Raw genomic sequence first — 18,057 nt, 5'->3', positions numbered from 1 at the left:
CTTTAGCGTTCGAATTGTCCAAACTCTTGTTGTAATTGTCGGTTGACCGCCAGGCGCGCCGGAAGCGCATCACCCAGCGCTTCCACCACGCCCGACAGCAGCAGGTTGAACAGACAGCTCACGGGGGCAAGTGAATCCCAGAAATGACCGGTATCGGTTTTCACCTGCAGCAAATCAATCGGGTAATCCCGCGCCCACGGGCACCAGATGTCGGTGATTAAGGCCAGCGGAATCCCTTTTTCGCTCGCGACGCGGCAGTACTGGCGCGCCATCGCGGAGTAGGCGCGCGTATCGGTCAGCACGACGTAGGGATGCGAAAATCCCGAGTTCAGGGATTCAACCCAGCTCCCGGATGCCCCTTCCGAATAACTCACGCGCGGGCGGAGGTACTCGAGGTGGCTGAAGAAGGCGTTGGCAATCCCGCGCGTTGACTGGATCCCCAGCACAAACACCGCGTCCGCGTGGGCCAGGTTGTGTACCACCTGACGGAAGGCGTCCGTTTGCGCCAGCTGATACACCTGCGTGATGGCATCCACTTCCAGAGACAGGGCGTGCTGAAGGCGGTTGGGCAGGGGGCGCTGCTGCTGCCAGGAGTCAAGCCGCTCGCTCATGCCCCAGGGCTGATACGGGTCGCGCAGGCTCTTTTTGGCATCTTCCAGGTTGCGATACCCCAGCTTGCGCAGGAAGCGCCCGACGGTGATCCCGCTGGTTCCGCTCGCCAGACCCACGCTCTCCGCCGTTTCAAACGGAATTTGCGCGGCGTGCGCCAGCAGCCAGCTCCCGACCCGCTTTTCGCTGGGCGTGAGCTGGCTGAAGGTCGCTTCGATACGGCTCAACATCTCAGGTTTCGTCGTCATACCGCCTCGCTGTTAACAGGCTGTCAATGTTCGAATTTGTGTTATCGGTTTAACAATGCACGACGCGTGCCATGTTCACAAGACGGTAAGAACCCGCTGTGGAGCAAATTTCATGCAATATTTGATTAACCACTGATCAACATTTGTGCATCGTAGTTCACTTTTGGTGCACTGTCTGAAGCGTCAGGTATGAATTTGGTGAATACGTCAGTCCGTTCACATTTTTGATAAGATAGAAGCACTGTGAATATAAAAGGGATCCCGGCATGGCGAATTTGCCCTGGCGAGTCAGCGTGCGCCTGTTAGCGCTTGCAAAGAAAATGGCGATGGTCGCGGGGATCGTGCTGATCGTCCTGCTGGCGGTGCGGGTGTATCTCTCGCAGCAGGGGCCGGAACTGCACCTGTGGCATACCTGGCGGGCCGATGAGATGTCCGTCCGCGATCTGGATAACGCCGATTTTGCCGGATATATCGCCCGGGAAAACGCCATTTTCGCCGATCTGGATAAGGCGGTGACGGCCAAAACAGAGCGCGAAGAACGCACGCCGCTAAACCGCTATTATCGCCAGAGCCTGGTCTGGCCCGGTCAGTTTTCGCCCGATGCCAACCGCTCATTTGTGCTGATGCCAGCCGGAAAGCCGCGCGGCGCGGTAGTGCTGCTGCACGGTTTAACGGACTCGCCTTACAGCGTTAAACACCTTGCCATGAACTATCAGCAGCGCGGCTTTGTGGCCGTTGTCCCGCGCCTGCCAGGACACGGCACCGCGCCCGGTGCGCTGACCGGCGTTGACTGGGAGATGTGGCAGGCGGCGACGCGCCTTGCGGTGCGGGAAGCCACGCGTCTGGCGGGGGAGAATGTGCCGCTGCACCTGGTGGGCTACTCCAACGGTGGGGCGCTGGCGATGAAATATGCCCTCGATGCACTGGATTCGTCTGCGCTGCGTAAACCGCAGCAGGTGATACTGCTCTCACCGATGATCGGCGTGACGGCCTTTGCGCGGTTTGCCGGTTTCGCCGGGCTACCGGCGCTGCTGCCGGCATTTGCCAAAGCGGCGTGGCTGAATATCTCCCCGGAATATAACCCGTATAAATACAATTCTTTCCCGGTGAACGCCGCCCGCCAGTCGTGGCTACTGACGAAAGCCCTGCAGGAGCAGATTGGCCGCGCGGCGCGTGAGCAGCGGCTGGCACAGCTCCCACCGGTGCTGGCATTCCAGTCGGTCATGGATTCCACGGTCAGCACCCGCGCGGTGGTCACCGGTCTGTTTGACCAGCTTCCGGCAAACGGCAGCGAACTGGTGGTGTTTGACATCAACCAGGCTGCCAGCTTCCGCCCGCTGTTCAAGCCGTCGTCGTGGACGGCCACCTCGGCGCTGCTGCCGGTGGCGCAAAGGCGTTACAGTGTCACGGTTATCACCAATGCTGGCGATCACAGTTTTTCGACAGTAGCAAAAATAACCCCCGCAGGGAGCACACGGGAGACGGTCGTGCCGCTCGCGCAGTCCTGGCCGCAGGATGTCTATTCACTGTCGCACGTTGCCGTGCCGTTCCCGCCGGATGACACTCTCTATGGCCGCGAACCAGGCGTAAAAAACCGCTATGGCATTAGCCTGGGGACGATTGCGCTATGGGGAGAGACCTCCGTGCTGAGCGTCGGGAAAGAGGCGCTCATGCGGGTCACCTCGAACCCGTTCTACGACTATATGCAGGAGAGGATCGACAGCCGGATCGGGGACGGGGAAAAGTAACGTTCCCTTGTGACGTGAATATGTTAGGTCGCATTGATTAAGTATGTTAAATAGTAGCTTCAAGGCACCTCTCTTTCTTATCGGAACCCATTTTTGTGCTGACGACTCTGATTTACCGAAGCCAGTTGAATTTATCCCGCCAGTCCACTGAACTGCGGGAGCTGGTGGAGCGCGCCAGGGGCCGCAACGCAAAACTGAATATTACCGGCGTACTCCTTGCAAAAGGGAGTGATGTCCTGCAAATCCTCGAAGGGTCGGAAGAGAGTGTGGTTAAGCTGTTCCATACCATCCGCGAGGACAAGCGGCACAGTGGGGTGGTTGAACTGATGCGGGACTATGGCCCGCGCAGACGCTTCGAAAATGTCGGTATGCTGCTGTTCGATCTGCAAACGCAGTCGCCGAAAGAGGTGCTGCAGTCGGTTCTGCACTACAGCAAGCTTGAAAGCTATCTGACCTCTGATGACCGGGTGTTCAAATTCATTCAGACGTTTATTATGGGCAAACGTCCGGTCCCGTCGGGAGCACGCTACATTCCTGAAAAATGGACGCTCTCACCCGAAGCGTTACCCTTTGGCGAGTCTCTGGGTCTGATTGCCGGTCAGTCCTGTCAGTTTGCGCTCCAGCCCATTGTCGAGCCTTCGGAAGGGAAGATCAGCTCCCTTGAAGCCCTCATCCGCGGCAACGACGGCGGCAGTCCGGAGCACTTCTTCAGCACCCTCGACCCGGACAAAATCTACGAAGTCGATCTCCAGACAAAAGCGTATGCCTTTGCGCTGGCGGAAAAACTGGGTATTGGCAGCCATAAAATTGCGGTCAACCTGCTGCCCATGTCGCTGGTGAATATCCCCAACGCTGTGGAATTCCTGGTCAGTGAGATTAAAAAACATGGGCTGCAGCCAGAGCAGGTGGTCATTGAAGTTACTGAAAACGAGATGATCTCCGGCTTCAACCAGTTTAATAGCGCCATCAAGCAGCTTCGCGGTGAGGGGGTTGGCCTGGCGATTGATGATTTTGGTTCTGGCTACGCCGGTCTTTCCCTGCTGACCCGGTTCCAGCCGGATAAAATTAAAATCGACCGGGAAATTGTCAGCGATATTCACCTCAGTGGCCCGAAACAGGCGATTGTGCGCTCCATCGTCAGCTGTTGTTCCGACCTCGAAATCACCCTGGTGGCCGAAGGGATCGAGAAGATAGAGGAGTGGTGCTGGCTCGAGTCTGCCGGTATCCGCCGCTTCCAGGGCTTTCTGTTTGCCCGTCCGCAGATTAATGGCGTCGGTGATATTCACTGGCCGCATCTGGTGCGTTAAGCCAATTTTCCTTCCCCGTTATTTCCCCTTTGCCCTGCCTGTGCTTAAATAGCTAAAACGGTTTAATATAGTTTAGCTAAGAGGATCACATGAAAAAAATCTGGGTACTTGGCGATGCGGTGGTGGATTTGCTGCCCGATGGAGAAGGCAGATTGCTGCAGTGTCCCGGCGGCGCACCGGCAAACGTTGCGGTCGGTATTGCCCGGCTGGGTGGCCGGAGCGCCTTTATCGGCAGGGTTGGCGACGATCCTTTCGGACGTTTTATGTATAAGACGTTAGCGCATGAGCAGGTCGACGTGCACCAGATGCGCCTTGACCCGGCGCACCGCACCTCGACGGTGGTGGTCGATCTCGACGACCACGGCGAGCGTTCATTTACGTTCATGGTGCGCCCGAGCGCCGATCTGTTTCTGGAACCCGCCGATCTGCCGTCGTTCAGCGCCGGGGAGTGGCTGCACGTCTGTTCCATCGCGCTAAGCGCAGAGCCGAGTCGTTCTGCGACATTTCAGGCGATGGCCGCCATTCGTGAGGCGGGCGGTTACGTCAGCTTTGACCCCAATATTCGCCCGGATCTCTGGCCGGATGAGAACGCACTGCGCCGCTGCCTGGAGCAGGCCCTGCAAAGCGCCGACGTGGTGAAACTCTCCGTCGAAGAACTGGCGTTTTTAAGCGGAGATGTGCAGGTAAACGTCGGTCTGGACACGCTGATGCAGCGCTGCCCGGCGCGTCTGGTTCTGGTCACCCAGGGTAAAGAGGGCGTTGTCGCCTGGAATGAGGGTACCGTGACACACTATCCGGCAACCCCCGTTCAGTGCGTCGATACGACCGGCGCGGGAGATGCCTTCGTGGCGGGGCTGCTCTACGGTCTGGCCGCCGGGCAGGACCTGACGCCGGTCATCGCCTTAGCCCAGCGCTGCGGCGCGTTAGCCACTACCGCCAAAGGGGCAATGACCGCGTTGCCCTGGCAGCACGAGTTGTAATTCCTCCTTTCACTGGCCGCCACCCGGCGGCCTGAATTGTCGCCTCGATCACACTTACTAAAACGGTTTAGCAAAAAAGATTGCCGATCCAAAATTCAGAGGTTTAGTATCAGCAGCCTAAACCGGTTTAGCAATTTAGCACGTTTAATGACTTCTTTTAGGGATGCGACAAAATGTATAAAAAACGCAGACTTGCCGTGATGATAGGCATGCTGGCCGGTAGTACCTCTGTTTTTGCCCAGACGGATATGTCCAGTATCGAAGCGCGACTTGCCGCAATGGAGCAGCGCCTTCAGGACGCGGAAACGCGTGCGCAGGTTGCTGAGAAGCGCGCCACGGCAGCAGAACAAAAAACGCAGCAGTTGGTTACTGCTCAGCAGCAGGCGCAAACGACAACCCAGGAGGTGGCGCAGCGCACCACCGCGCTGGAGAAGAAGGCGGATCAAAGCGGTGGGTTTGAGTTCCACGGCTACGCTCGTTCTGGCCTGCTGATGAATGATGCGGCGTCCAGCAGCAAAAGCGGTCCTTATCTGACGCCAGCCGGCCAAACCGGTGGCGCAGTAGGGCGTCTGGGTAACGAAGCCGATACCTACGTTGAGCTGAACCTGGAGCACAAGCAAACCCTGGATAACGGGGCGACCACGCGCTTCAAGGCGATGCTGGCCGACGGTCAGAGAACCTATAACGACTGGTCAGCCGATACCAGCGATCTCAATATTCGTCAGGCCTTCGCGGAGCTGGGCAATCTGCCTGATTTTACCGGCGCGCTGAAGGGCAGCACCTTCTGGGCGGGTAAACGCTTCGACCGCGACAACTTTGACATTCACTGGCTGGATTCCGACGTGGTGTTCCTGGCCGGTACCGGTGGCGGCGTCTACGACGTGAAATGGAACGATTCGCTGCGCAGCAACTTCTCTATTTATGGCCGCAACTTCGGCAGCGTGGAGCAGACCGACAATAACGTTCAGAACTATATCCTGAGCATGAACCACTTCGCCGGCCCGTTCCAGCTGATGGTGAGCGGCCTGCGGGCGAAAGATAACGACGATCGCAAAGATACCAACGGCGATCTCATTAAAACGGATGCCGCCAATACCGGCGTTCATGCGCTGGTGGGCTTGCATAATGAGAGCTTCTACGGCCTGCGGGAAGGGACAGCCAAAACGGCGCTGCTGTACGGTCACGGGCTGGGTGCGGAGGTGAAAAGTATCGGCTCCGACGGCGCCTTGCTGTCTGAGGCAGATACCTGGCGCTTTGCAAGTTACGGTGTCACGCCAATCGGCGGTGGCTGGAGCGTTGCGCCCGCCGTACTGGCACAGAGCAGTAAAGATCGCTACGTCAAGGGCGATAGCTATGAGTGGGTAACGCTCAACACCCGCCTGATTAAAGAGGTTACGCAGAACTTCGCGCTGGCGTTTGAGGGAAGCTATCAGTACATGGATTTAAATCCGGAAGGCTATAAGGACCGGAACGCCGTCAACGGGAGTTTCTACAAGCTGACCTTTGCACCAACGTTAAAAGCGAGCAAGATCGGCGACTTCTTTAGCCGTCCTGAGCTGCGCCTGTTTGCCACCTGGATGGACTGGAGCAGCAAACTGGATCATTACGCCAGCGATGATGCCTTTGGCAGCAGCGGCTTCAACGCCGGCGGGGAATGGAACTTTGGGGTCCAGATGGAAACCTGGTTTTAACCCAACCCGCTCCCGCCCGGCGGGAGCGGTTCAAACATCATAAAAAATGAAGTCAGGCAGAGGTATCTATGGATTTTGATAATATCGCCCGCGCGCTTATTCCGCTGCTCGGTGGCAAAGAAAACATCGCCAGCGCGGCGCACTGCGCAACGCGTCTTCGTCTGGTGCTGGTCGATGACGCGCTTGCCGATCAGCAGGCTATCGGCAAGGTTGACGGCGTAAAAGGCTGTTTTCGTAACGCCGGACAGATGCAGGTGATTTTTGGTACGGGCGTGGTCAACAAGGTTTACGCCGCGTTTATTCAGGCGGCGGGGATTAGCGAATCCAGCAAATCTGAAGCTGCCGATCTGGCGGCGCGCAAGCTGAACCCGTTCCAGCGTATTGCCCGTTTGCTTTCTAACATCTTTGTGCCGATCATTCCCGCGATTGTGGCGTCCGGTCTGCTGATGGGCCTGCTCGGCATGGTGAAAACCTACGGCTGGGTTAATGCGGATAACGCCATCTACATCATGCTGGACATGTGCAGTTCCGCTGCGTTTATCATTCTGCCTATTCTGATTGGCTTCACCGCCGCGCGCGAGTTTGGCGGTAACCCGTATCTCGGTGCGACGCTGGGCGGCATTCTGACCCACCCGGCGCTGACCAACGCCTGGGGCGTGGCCTCCGGCTTCCACACCATGAACTTCTTCGGCCTTGACATCGCGATGATCGGCTATCAGGGCACGGTATTCCCGGTGCTGCTGGCCGTCTGGTTTATGAGCATGGTGGAGAAAAACCTGCGCCGCGTGATCCCGGACGCATTAGACCTGATCCTGACGCCGTTCCTCACCGTCGTTATCTCCGGCTTTATCGCCTTGCTGATTATCGGCCCGGCGGGGCGCGCCTTAGGGGATGGTATTTCCTTTATTCTCAGCACCCTTATCGCCCACGCGGGCTGGCTGGCCGGGCTGCTGTTTGGCGGACTTTACTCGGTGATTGTGATCACCGGTATTCACCACAGCTTCCACGCCATTGAAGCCGGACTGCTGGGGAATCCGTCGATTGGCGTTAACTTCCTGCTGCCTATCTGGGCCATGGCGAACGTGGCGCAGGGCGGTGCCTGTCTGGCGGTGTGGTTCAAAACCAAAGATGCCAAAATCAAAGCCATTACCTTGCCGTCGGCGTTTTCTGCGATGCTGGGCATTACCGAAGCGGCCATTTTTGGTATCAACCTGCGCTTCGTTAAACCGTTTATCGCCGCACTGATTGGCGGCGCGGTGGGCGGTGCCTGGGTGGTCTCCGTACATGTTTACATGACCGCCGTCGGGCTGACTGCCATTCCGGGCATGGCCATCGTGCAGGCCAGCTCGCTGCTCAACTATATTATCGGCATGGTGATTGCCTTCGGCGTGGCGTTTACCGTCTCACTGCTGCTGAAATATAAAACGGACTCTGAATAATGACGTTACCTTCCCGCTGGCCTGCGATCCTGCAGGCCGTTATGAAAGGTCAGCCGCGGGCGCTTGCGGATAGCCATTATCCGCAATGGCACCCCGCGCCGGTGACGGGGCTGATGAACGATCCCAACGGGTTTATCTGGTTTGCCGGCCGCTACCATCTGTTTTATCAGTGGAACCCGCTGGACTGCGAGCATCGCTTTAAGTGCTGGGGGCACTGGAGCTCTGCGGACCTGGTGCACTGGCAGCATGAGCCGATGGCGCTGCTGCCCGACGAAGAATATGACCGCAACGGCTGCTACTCCGGTAGCGCCGTGGATAATGAGGGCGTTTTGACCCTGTGCTATACCGGCAACGTCAAGTTCGACGACGGCAGCCGCACGGCCTGGCAGTGCCTGGCCGTGGAGCAGCCGGACGGTACCTTCACGAAGCTGGGGCCGGTGCTTGCACTGCCGGAAGGTTACACCGGCCACGTGCGCGACCCGAAAGTGTGGCAGCACGACGGGATGTGGTACATGGTGCTCGGCGCGCAGGATTTGCAAAAGCGCGGCAAAGTGCTGCTGTTTAAATCGGCCGATTTGCACGCCTGGACGTCCTGCGGGGAAATCGCCGGTCACGGCGTCAACGGCCTGACGGACGCAGGGTATATGTGGGAGTGTCCGGACCTGTTCGCGCTCGACGGAACGCACATCCTGATTTGCTGCCCGCAGGGGCTGGCGCGCGAGCCGCATCGCTACCTCAACACCTATCCGGCCACCTGGATGAGCGGGGCGTTTGACTATGCAAGTGTCGCATTCGATCACGGCGAACTGCACGAGCTGGACGCGGGCTTTGAGTTTTACGCCCCGCAAACGACGCTGGCGGAAGACGGTCGCCGCATTCTGATAGGCTGGATGGGCGTACCGGACGGGGAAGAGATGCTTCAGCCCACGCGGGCGCACGGCTGGATGCACCAGATGACCTGTCCGCGCGAATTACAGTATCGCGACGGCAAACTCTGGCAGACCCCGGTGCGCGAGCTGGCGGGGCTGCGCGAAGAAGAGCAAAACTGGCAAGGGCATGCCAGCGCTGCACCGGAACTGGACGCCACGCGCCTGGAGTTTGAGATGAGCGCAACGCACGCGAACGTCGATTTTGCCGGCGCGCTGCGTCTCACCGTCGATGAGCAGGGCGTGCGTCTGGAACGCGCGAGCCTGAAAACCGGTGAAACGCTGACCCGCTACTGGCAGGGCGACGTCCGTCATTTACGCGTCCTGTGCGACCGCTCCAGCGTTGAAATATTCATCAATCACGGTGAAGGGGTGATGAGCAGCCGCTATTTTCCTGACCATCCGGCCCGGGTGCGATTCGAAGGTGCGTCCGACATCACATTACGCTACTGGTCGCTGCGCGCCTGCATGATAGAATGAGGGTTTTGGCAGCCGGATCTAAGTCGTTGTGAGAAAAACAAAACGCGTCACCATTAAAGACATCGCGGAGCTGGCGGGTGTGTCAAAAGCCACCGCCAGCCTGGTACTGAACGGGCGCAGCAAAGAGCTTCGCGTGGCGGAAGAGACGCGCGAGCGCGTGCTGGCGATCGCAAAAGAGCACCACTATCAGCCCAGCATTCACGCCCGGTCGCTGCGCGATAACCGCAGCCACACCATTGGTCTGGTGGTTCCGGAGATCACCAACTACGGTTTTGCCGTGTTTTCTCACGAGCTGGAAACGCTGTGCCGCGAGGCGGGCGTTCAGCTGCTGATCTCCTGCAGCGATGAAAACCCGGGGCAGGAGACGGTGGTGGTGAACAACATGGTGGCGCGCCAGGTGGACGGGCTGATTGTGGCCTCCAGCATGCTTAACGATGCGGACTACCACAAGCTGAGCGAGCAGCTGCCCGTTGTCCTTTTCGACCGCCACATCAACGACAGCGCGCTGCCGCTGGTCATCACCGATTCCATTACCCCGACGGCGGAACTGGTGGCCGACATTGCGCGTCAGCATCCTGATGAGTTCTACTTCCTCGGCGGGCAGCCCCGCTTATCCCCGACGCGCGACCGCCTGGAAGGGTTCAGGCAAGGGCTTCGTGACGCTGGCGTAGAGATGCGCCCGGAGTGGATCATTCACGGCAACTATCACCCGAGCTCCGGGTACGAGATGTTTGCTGAACTCTGCGCCCGCCTGGGGCGCCCGCCGAAAGCGCTGTTCGCCGCCGCCTGCGGGCTGCTGGAAGGGGTGCTGCGCTATATGGGCCAGCATAACCTGTTGCAAAGCGATATCAGGTTAGCCAGTTTTGACGATCACTATCTCTACGATTCGCTGACCATCCCCGTGGATACCATCCGTCAGGATAACCGTCAGCTGGCGTGGCACTGCTTTGATTTGATTAGCAAATTGATTGAGGGTGAGACTCCGGAACCGCTGCAGCGGAAACTGGATGCCACCCTGCAGCGACGCTATAAGTCAGCAAAATAGCCCGACTTAATACATCAATAACTTTAATTAATTTAAGTTTTGGAAGCGCCGATAACCATAAGGAATAATTTTCCTTGAGGTATTGGTTTATGTCGTTGAAAAAGTCGTCCCTGATTGTCCTGTTCTCACTGCTTTTCTTCTTTGTTGTCAGCACTGTCACCAGCGTTGGCCTCATCATTAAAAGTAATAATTCCCTGGATAACGTCAACAAAGAGATCCAGGTTGTGCTGTCCATTATTGACCCTATCAACCATAGCCGTACGCTGCGCGTTCGGGTGATGGAGTATGTGAAGATGGTGGAAGCAGGCAACTCGGCAGACGAGTCTGCGAAGCTTGCCGCCGTGAAAGAGGCGCTGACCAAAGCGGACCACGCCTTTGCGGCCTTTATGGCGTCGCCGCGTCTGACGGATGAAGCCCCGCTGGTGAGTGCCTATCAGGATGCCTGGCAAAACTACCGCAACCAGGGTCTGGCGCCGCTGATCGATGCCGCTGCGGCGCACGATGTCGCCAAATTTAACGCGCTGATCCCGGAAGTGTCCCGCCTCGACCGCCAGTACGAGATCGTTCTCGACCAGGTGCTTTCCGTCCACCAGAAATATGCCAAAAGCCTGAACGAAGATGCGAGCAGTAACTTCATCTCCGGCCTGGTGATTATTGCCGCTATCGCCTGCCTGTTTGTGGTGGTGATTATCGCCGTCAGCCTGCTGATGAAGCGCTTTGTCTTTGCACCGGTAAACCTGGCGCGCGAGCACTGCAGCCAGATTGCGGCAGGCAAGCTGGACATTCCGGTGCCGGTGATGGGGAGCGCACATAACGAAATCGATCATCTGATGAGCTCGATGGAACAGATGCGTCAGGCACTGCTTGCGACCATCGCCCAGGTGCGCGATGCGAGCCATACCGTAACGCACGCAGCGCAGGAGATTGCCTCCGGGAATATCGACCTCGCTTCACGCACCGAGCAGCAGGCTTCCGCATTAACCCAGACGGCGGCCAGCATGGAAGAGCTGAGCGCGACGGTGGCGAACAATACCGATAACGTCTATCAGGCCGGGAAACTGGTGCAGGACGCGGTGAAAAATGCCCACACCGGTGAAGCGGTGACCCGCGAAGTCATCGACACGATGAATACCATCGCCGCGAACTCGAAGCGTATCGAAGACATTACCAGCGTGATTAACAGCATCGCCTTCCAGACCAACATCCTGGCGCTGAACGCGGCGGTAGAAGCGGCACGCGCCGGCACGCAGGGACGCGGCTTTGCGGTCGTGGCCAGTGAAGTGCGCACTCTGGCGCAGAAAAGCGCGGTGGCGGCTAAAGACATCGAGAGCCTGATTGCCCAGTCGGTTTCCAGCGTGAAAAACGGTGCGGAGCTGGTCAGCCGCTCGGGCGAGGTGATTGACTCGATTATTTCATCGGTCAATAAAGTGAATACGCTGATGGAGCAGATCTCCGTCGCCTCTGAAGAGCAGAGCCGCGGGATTAGTCAGGTCGGGCAGGCGGTGACCGAGATGGATGGCGTGACCCAGCAGAACGCCGCCCTGGTGCAGCAGTCCGCCGCGGCAGCGGCCTCGCTGGAAGAGCAGGCGCAGCAGCTTTCACGGAGTATTTCGAGTTTTAGTTTGCCGGTGCAGGCTTGATTTAGTGAGGGAGGCTCCTTATGGGGGCCTTTTTAATGTCTGGCGTAACGGGAAAGCCGTGCCAGACAAGGCTTCACGTTTTACTACTAGCAGTCAAAAGCCATATAAAGCGGCTAGAGGCTGCGCGAGGTGCTGCAGATGAGAGTGATTTTGAGTGATACATCATCGCGCAGGGTGATGCAAACATGCCGCGTAATGCTCAGGCCTTGATGGTCGCCCGTAAGATATCGAGAGGGTGGTCGGTATTTATGACCATCACCTCGGGGCTCACCGTGTCCATGTAACCCATATAGCTGAATGGCGCATTGTTGCAAAGGTTTTGGCTGTTGAGCCTTTGACCTTCACGCCTCGGAGTCCTGTCAATAACTGTGGAAAGCTCACCGGCGCTGGCTATCCAGTTATGACCCCCACACCGTCTGAGCAAGCCGCAGCGGTGTTAAATCTGATTGAGTGCGGGGTTATCGTCTGGGATGAGCCAGACGTGGTAAAGGTACTTAACAACGCGTTAAAAGCTGGCGCGCCGCGAAAAAATCGCCAGCAAAGAAGCAATGCGCCGCTCAAAGCGAGCGAGCAAGCACCATCAGCCAGGATGACAAAACTCGAAAGGGATCACGTTGCAAAAATTCGTTTCGATTTGGCTCAGGAGGGGATTACCCCGGAACGGTGGGAACTCGACGCGCTGGCGCGTGGGGCGACGGTGGTTTATGGCGATAAAAAATTCAAATACGCGATTGCTGATGAGTGGCCTGGAAATTCAACTCAAATGGAGTGAGCTTTATGAAAGGTTTTTGATTCAAACAGATAATTACTGGTGTGGATGGATTTAGGTGACCCAAAAGGGGATAAATCAGTGGGTATTATATTCCTTGTCGATAAAAAAGGGATAGTACACGTCTTATTGACGCTTGATGAGTATGATGTCGCCAGATTGGGTAGCTAGCTATTAAGCTGTAACCCGTCAGTCCACTGATGCTAGCGAACGTCACTGGTGCTTAAATTTTTTTTTCAGTGTCTCTGATGTGGAACAATGAGCTCGGTGAGATGCTTTATCTTAAATTAGATAGTTGAAGCAAACGAAAAATGCTAGTGATTTAATGTAGCATGTATTTAACAAAGTGTGATATCATATATAAAAACTCCATATCAAATGCGAGGGGCGAATGAGATATTTAAGACGGCTAGTGTACCCAGTTGCTTTTTATTCTTTGATTTATTTTTTGTCTTTTTCGCAAAATGGAAGCTCTATCTTTTATGATAAATGGTTTTTGCTTTTTGTTATAGTAAACATAATAACTTATCCATTTGCTCGTTTATTCATTGAATCGTTAAATAAAAAATTTGTTTCGCTTCCTCACTGGAATCGTTCTGTGGGTTTTATTTGCCTCGTTCTCGCATTTCCAATATCGATTCTTTATTTTATAAAGAAATAGAACTTACTAAAGTCCCCCAGATAAAACAATGTGTCTATATCTGGGGGTAGGGCTTAAATCAAACCTAGCACTGATTTGTTAAATGAATCATAATCTAATTTATCAACAAGTGCTGCCATAACTATCATTATCAAACCGAAACCTAAAATTCCCATCGTTGTTGTGGCCATAACCCCAAAGGCGAAAGCTACTAACTCTGAAGCGACCATTCCAGCCAACAATTTTTCTACGTCAGTATAAAAGCCCCCCCATTGTCCTGTTCTAACAGCGTTTCTGTAAGAGTCATATAGACCTAAGCCATTAACAGAATATGAGACTATGCCAAATACTTTGCTGTATTGAGCTAATGTCTTAGATAACTCGGCACGGTTAACCGATTCTAAAGCTTGGCTTATTGCAGCTCTGTCCGCTGCACTGAACTTTGTGTCTATTTCGTTTTTGTACTTATTGAAAGCTCTTAATGCATCACCTGCATTTTTTAGCTTCTTACCTTTCGCAGTTTCTGCAAGGCTTTGAGCCTGCTTTGACAAACTATCACTAAATTTAGCAGTGATTTCTTTATAAAAATCAGCAGCCTTGCCTATTACGTTATTCACGTCTACGGCAAGGTTCTTGGCTTGTTCTTCTCTGGCTCTAAATGGGGTTTGTTGTTGATAGTCTGGAGCGCGATTCTCCAAATCTTTTTCCCAGTTAACATAGTCAACCTGGAGAACTCTACCGGTTGTGTCGATATAAATCTTATAAACGTAGTTCTCAATGCGCGTTATATATACATTAGTATTTATGCCTTTGGTTGTTTTACCCTCTCCCAGACTAATAACATCCCATTTGGGTACTTTCTTAAACCAATCTCCGTTATTAACGGGAGGGAATCCCAAGGTGTTGGGATAGTCTGTAGTGCCTCCAGGCAATGTTTCATTGTGATTTCCACTGTTTCCACCTGTTCCTCCGTGATCCCATCTACCATTGATTTCAATTCGGTAGTTGCCGTCTTTATCCCATCCTGAAGCCATAATTCTATCCTTTTTGAAAGTTACAGTTATATTTTTGCTATACCAATACATAGTGGCGATGTATGGTACTTAGTTCTGTATATCAGATAAATAAATCTTAGTGAAGATTTTTAAGGGGATTTTTCATTTTGACGAAGATGGCTTCACTTAACGATGAATTTTAAGTTAAATCAGTGATGGTAAACTATTAGGTTTCTTATTATGCGGTGAGATATTAATTGAACATGTATGGATAGTCGAGCAAAAAGGACTTTTGTATTAAGTTGCATTAGCTATTAATTTCTTCGGTGTTAAGTACAGTAATTGCTGTTAAGGAGAGTTCTGCGGGCTTGAAAATATAACATGATAAGAAACTGTGTAAATATCTTGATTCTCAAAAAGAATACATGAAAGTCATTAATAAATTCTATTAGTAGTTCATTGACTCTGTGTCATAACTGATAAACTCCACCTCAATTGCCGCTGGCTTCTCCCGGCGGCATCCTTCCCCCGGAAATAGTCTAAATTTTCTGCAGGAAATCACGCACACGTTAGGGAATATAATTTTCCTTCCTATTTAGAATCAAGATTGTTTATTATGCTTTCGGGGATGTCATTGTTTTCGAGGGAGTTTATAATATTCATATGTGCATTGCGTGTATCTCTCGCAAGATTAGCAGCGGCCTCAGTGTCTTTCATCATGTTACCAGTCCCGAGAAGTTCAGTTCTGAGCTCATTCAAAATTTGCGTATAAAAATACATGGTCAAATGGAAAACATGATTGTCTCCATATTGCTCAAATCCCGCTTGAGATTGTGGGTAAAGATCAATAATCATGCCTTTCATTTTTTCTTTATTAAATAGATTTGGGTCGATTTTTAAACCGGAAAGAGACAGTAATTTCATAATTGTTACAGCATTGAGTATAATTGACTCGTATGCCTCAAAGGTTTTTATTGTTCGCTCGTTAAGGTATAAGTTTGGGAGAGTTCTGTCGATCTCTTTAAAGGTTTTTAATTTTTCATCTATATTGAATGGGTCAGTTAATGTTTTAATGAAGTTTGTTATTTTGGGGTCGGAGTTGCTTTTTATTATTTCATCAACTTTAAGAATTTTTAAGTACTCAGCCAAACCCGAAAATTCAGATATAAGTTGACGTGCACGTAGTAAACTTTCTGCAGCCTCGAAGCGTTTAGATTGAAGTGCTGAATCACGGTCTCTTCGTGCAGAACTCATGAATGTTCTGATTTGCTCTAGCTCCTTTTCGTTGTCGCGTATCTCAGCCTTAAATTTTTCAAATTTTTTCTCGAAATGATGCTCTACTGATTTAGTGAAGAATTTAGCCAACGTTGAACGTGTTAGGAATGCAAGCAACGTCAGTACCCCCGCAGATGTAATAAAACTAATCACCCATCTTGAAATTTGTTCGGCCATTTTCGTTCCTTAGTGTCTTTTAGTTTATCCGAGAGAATTTGAAGGTTGCAGTAAAGATAATGTTTAACAAAGAGAAATACCAACAAAATAAATAAGGTGAACATTGGGTGAAGCGGCGACGCTAGTGCGTTCGTAGGTAAATATGTGTTGCTAAACAGCTTGTCTAGATGCTGATAATCAAACACCTCACCCTCTGAGCGTTGTCACAACAACCACAAAACATCGTTGCATTGCCGCTGGCCTTGCCTGGCGGCAAAATTTCCCCATGAATAATCTATATTCTCTGCAGGAAATCGCTCGCGCGATCCGCAACCTTATCCGCACCGGTATCGTGACCGACGTCGACCATGACGAGGGGCTGTGTCGTGGCTTGAATTAAGCCACAAGACCAGCACTCATAATGCCGGTCTTTTTATGCCATTTACTCGCGCCTTTCTCCTTTTCTGTCAAGCGAAGACTAGCGACTTCATTTCGAAAAAAATGATGGTCTGAAGGAGACTCATAGCGCCCGCCAGCTCTAACAGCTATGAGTCCAAATCCGACAGCATAAAAAATTTTCATTCATCCCAGCAATATTTCCCTCCCTCATCCGTCTACCTCATCACAAGCCATAATCAGTTACTGTAAACGAGGTAAACACCATGAGAGATTTTGATATGCACGAAAGAGGTCACGGACGCGGATTTGGTCGCCACCGTATGGGCAAGGGTTTAGTCATCGGCGCGGTGATTTTCATCGTGCTCGGCCTGCTGGTAATGACCCTGTGGAACGCCTTACTTCCGGCCATCCTTGGCGTGAAAGCGATTGGATTCTGGCAGGCGCTGGGCATTCTGGTGCTGAGCCGCATTTTGTTTGGCGGGTTAGGTTTCCGCCCCGGAATGTTTGGCGCGCACCGCCGGATGCACGAGCGCTGGATGAACATGACGCCCGAACAGCGCGAGGCGTTTATTCAGCAGCGTCGCGAAGGGTTTGGTCGCCACGGTCGCGGGCACTGCGGCTGGCACGGTCATCGTGACGATAAACGCGACGACGCCACGCCAAAAACGCCGGAAGCAGAGTGAGCGAAATGAAAACCGGGGAGGCGGGCGGTTCTATGCTGATGTCGGCGCTCAATGCCTGCCGCACCCGGCTGAAAGCCTTCATTCGCGGGCGGACGTCCGTCCGCGATGATGCCGACGACATTTTGCAGGAAGTGACGTATCAGCTGATGAAAGTGGAACAGCCGGTCGAAAACGTCGCCGCCTGGCTGTTTCGGGCGGCGCGTAACGAGATGACCGATCGGGCGCGTAAAAAGCGCGAGGTGTCGCTCACCGGCTATTTTACGGGCGAAGACGAAGAGGGTTTCCCGGAGGACGAACTGGCCGAAACCCTGTTCGGCGTACCGAACACGCCGGAAGAGGAGTACCTCAAAACGCTGCTGTGGGAAGAGCTGGGGCAGGCACTGTCTGAACTGCCGCCGCCGCAGCGCGAGGTGTTTGAGAAGACCGAACTTCACGGCTACAGCATTAAAATGCTGGCAGAGGAGACCGGTGCCAGCGAACAGGCGCTGTTATCCCGCAAGCACAAGGCTGTGCTGTTTCTGCGCACGCGACTGCGGGACGTCTATGACGCCCTGACGGGCGAATAGCGGCGACAGACAAAACCTTACACTTCCGCCACTTGTAGATTCATCACTATCGTTTATGATCGGGGCGTCTTGTTACTCTGGAATGTTATGCGCAACCGTCAGCTCCTCGGAAAATGGCTTTTGATCGTCACCTGTCTCGCGATGGCGCTTTGCCTCGTGCAGCGTGCGGTGATGCTCAACCATTTTTTACAGGGACTGGATCCGCAGATTTCTCTGGTGGCAGATGCCCCGGCTCAAAGCAGCACCACTGAACAGTCCGGCCCGTCGCCCTGTCAGCTGGGCGCACACTCGCTGCTTTGCGCGCAGCCGCTGTTCTTCGACGGTGCGCTACCGGCCATTATTATCTTCTTCGCGCTGCTGCAGCTGTTTACGCAAGGGCGGGCATTTGCTCCCGCAGAACAGCCCGTTCAGGCACCGCCTCCCCGAATACACCTGAAAAACTGCGTTTTCCGTGAATGAAA

At 53.9% G+C, this 18,057-nt stretch carries 14 protein-coding genes and 2 pseudogenes; 13 read left to right on the top strand and 3 right to left on the bottom strand.

The window, feature by feature from the left end:
• Window positions 1–2 precede the first annotated feature (2 nt).
• A complete protein-coding gene (locus tag E3U32_RS21175) occupies window positions 3–857 on the bottom strand; it encodes a MurR/RpiR family transcriptional regulator (RefSeq protein WP_134350372.1) in 855 nt (284 codons plus the stop codon).
• Between the two features lie 266 nt (window positions 858–1,123).
• Between E3U32_RS21175 and E3U32_RS21170 the strand changes: the two genes are divergently transcribed.
• The 9 genes and pseudogenes from E3U32_RS21170 to E3U32_RS21130 form a co-directional block, all read left to right on the top strand.
• Window positions 1,124–2,605, top strand: a complete 1,482-nt coding sequence (locus E3U32_RS21170) for an alpha/beta hydrolase (RefSeq protein WP_134350371.1) — start codon at window positions 1,124–1,126, stop codon at window positions 2,603–2,605.
• A gap of 95 nt (window positions 2,606–2,700) precedes the next feature.
• A complete protein-coding gene (locus E3U32_RS21165) occupies window positions 2,701–3,912 on the top strand; it encodes a diguanylate phosphodiesterase (protein ID WP_134350370.1) in 1,212 nt (403 codons plus the stop codon).
• A gap of 89 nt (window positions 3,913–4,001) precedes the next feature.
• Window positions 4,002–4,892, top strand: a complete 891-nt coding sequence (locus tag E3U32_RS21160) for an aminoimidazole riboside kinase (RefSeq protein ID WP_134350369.1) — start codon at window positions 4,002–4,004, stop codon at window positions 4,890–4,892.
• Between the two features lie 173 nt (window positions 4,893–5,065).
• Window positions 5,066–6,583 (top strand): carbohydrate porin, encoded by a 1,518-nt coding sequence (locus tag E3U32_RS21155; protein WP_134350368.1) that lies wholly within the window; start codon window positions 5,066–5,068, stop codon window positions 6,581–6,583.
• Window positions 6,584–6,651: 68 nt separating this feature from the next.
• The gene (locus E3U32_RS21150) at window positions 6,652–8,022 is read left to right on the top strand and encodes a sucrose-specific PTS transporter subunit IIBC (protein WP_134350367.1); all 1,371 of its coding nucleotides are present in this window, start codon (window positions 6,652–6,654) and stop codon (window positions 8,020–8,022) included.
• Window positions 8,022–9,428 carry a sucrose-6-phosphate hydrolase gene (locus E3U32_RS21145; protein ID WP_134350366.1) on the top strand — a complete coding sequence of 469 codons (1,407 nt, stop codon included), beginning with the start codon at window positions 8,022–8,024 and terminating at the stop codon, window positions 9,426–9,428. Before E3U32_RS21150 ends, E3U32_RS21145 begins: the two co-directional genes overlap by 1 nt.
• Before the next feature lie 28 nt (window positions 9,429–9,456).
• Complete coding sequence (locus E3U32_RS21140; RefSeq protein WP_134350365.1) at window positions 9,457–10,473, top strand: LacI family DNA-binding transcriptional regulator; 1,017 nt, start codon at window positions 9,457–9,459, stop codon at window positions 10,471–10,473.
• 89 nt (window positions 10,474–10,562) lie between these two features.
• Window positions 10,563–12,113, top strand: coding sequence for a methyl-accepting chemotaxis protein (locus E3U32_RS21135; protein ID WP_134350364.1), 1,551 nt, complete (start codon window positions 10,563–10,565; stop codon window positions 12,111–12,113).
• A 110-nt stretch (window positions 12,114–12,223) separates the two neighbouring features.
• A pseudogene (locus E3U32_RS21130) lies at window positions 12,224–12,885 on the top strand (replication endonuclease); the annotation flags it as partial.
• A gap of 711 nt (window positions 12,886–13,596) precedes the next feature.
• Here E3U32_RS21130 and E3U32_RS21125 read toward each other — a convergent pair.
• Both E3U32_RS21125 and E3U32_RS21120 read right to left on the bottom strand, forming a co-directional pair.
• Complete coding sequence (locus E3U32_RS21125; protein WP_166790967.1) at window positions 13,597–14,556, bottom strand: colicin-like pore-forming protein; 960 nt, start codon at window positions 14,554–14,556, stop codon at window positions 13,597–13,599.
• Window positions 14,557–15,108: 552 nt separating this feature from the next.
• The gene (locus E3U32_RS21120; protein WP_134350362.1) at window positions 15,109–15,969 is read right to left on the bottom strand and encodes a hypothetical protein; all 861 of its coding nucleotides are present in this window, start codon (window positions 15,967–15,969) and stop codon (window positions 15,109–15,111) included.
• A 229-nt stretch (window positions 15,970–16,198) separates the two neighbouring features.
• On the opposite strand from E3U32_RS21120, the pseudogene E3U32_RS21115 reads away from it, so the two are divergent.
• The 4 genes and pseudogenes from E3U32_RS21115 to E3U32_RS21100 form a co-directional block, all read left to right on the top strand.
• A pseudogene (locus E3U32_RS21115) lies at window positions 16,199–16,336 on the top strand (phage baseplate assembly protein V); the annotation flags it as partial.
• 274 nt (window positions 16,337–16,610) lie between these two features.
• Window positions 16,611–17,030, top strand: coding sequence for a hypothetical protein (locus E3U32_RS21110; RefSeq protein ID WP_134350361.1), 420 nt, complete (start codon window positions 16,611–16,613; stop codon window positions 17,028–17,030).
• 5 nt (window positions 17,031–17,035) lie between these two features.
• The gene (locus E3U32_RS21105; RefSeq protein ID WP_134350772.1) at window positions 17,036–17,596 is read left to right on the top strand and encodes an RNA polymerase sigma factor; all 561 of its coding nucleotides are present in this window, start codon (window positions 17,036–17,038) and stop codon (window positions 17,594–17,596) included.
• A gap of 87 nt (window positions 17,597–17,683) precedes the next feature.
• On the top strand, window positions 17,684–18,055 hold the full coding sequence (locus E3U32_RS21100; RefSeq protein ID WP_134350360.1) for a hypothetical protein: 372 nt from the start codon (window positions 17,684–17,686) through the stop codon (window positions 18,053–18,055).
• Window positions 18,056–18,057: the final 2 nt, after the last annotated feature.

The organism is Lelliottia nimipressuralis (genome assembly GCF_004402045.1).
In the GTDB taxonomy this organism is placed as follows: domain Bacteria; phylum Pseudomonadota; class Gammaproteobacteria; order Enterobacterales; family Enterobacteriaceae; genus Enterobacter; species Enterobacter chinensis.
The sequence above is the reverse complement of the archived record's forward strand: the minus strand, read 5'-3'. Positions and strand labels throughout refer to the sequence as shown.